Source organism: Priestia sp. P5_B4, assembly GCF_056400385.1.
The window spans coordinates 1-561 of sequence record NZ_JBFULJ010001492.1 but is presented as its reverse complement, the minus strand read 5'-3'; the positions used below and the strand labels follow the sequence as shown (position 1 = coordinate 561).

Annotated in this window: 1 protein-coding gene; it reads right to left on the bottom strand. The window is 36.1% G+C overall.

Annotated elements, in window-relative coordinates; genetic code table 11:
• Positions 1–561: purine-cytosine permease family protein (locus tag AC1DRF_RS31785; RefSeq protein ID WP_477742801.1), on the bottom strand; the 561-nt coding region annotated here is incomplete at both ends.

Sequence of the window (561 nt, the reverse complement as noted above, 5' to 3'; positions counted from 1 at the left end):
CATCCATACAGTCCCTACAAATGTACCCAGGTAACTATACCAAAAGGTTTGTGCAGTTGATGTATTAACGGGCAGATAGCGTGAATAGTCTGCTACGTATGGTGCATATGCTAATTKCCATGTTGCTACAATGCTGATAGCGAGTAAAAATACAGGTAAATCCAAACCACTTAATGAAAAACTTCCTGTCGGAAGTGGTAACTGAAATATAATAATTGTTGCTGCTAGATACACAACAAATGAAGACCATGATAATACTTTCTGCATTTTATGAATTAAATCATGGCCAAAAATTGCAACAATAAAACAAAGAATATTTAAGATTATTATAGCCCAGCTTTGATTAATGGGTATTAAACTGTTTAATGTTTGTGCTGCAAGCACACTGCTACTTGCGAAAAAACCTAAATACACAAACATTACAAGAAATAGCGGGAAAATAGCTCCGATTACTCCAAACTGTGCTCGACTTTGAATCATTTGAGGAATTCCAAGTTTAGGTCCCTGAGCAGAATGTGAAGCCATGAAAATAGCACCCAATAAGGTTCCAAGTATAATAGC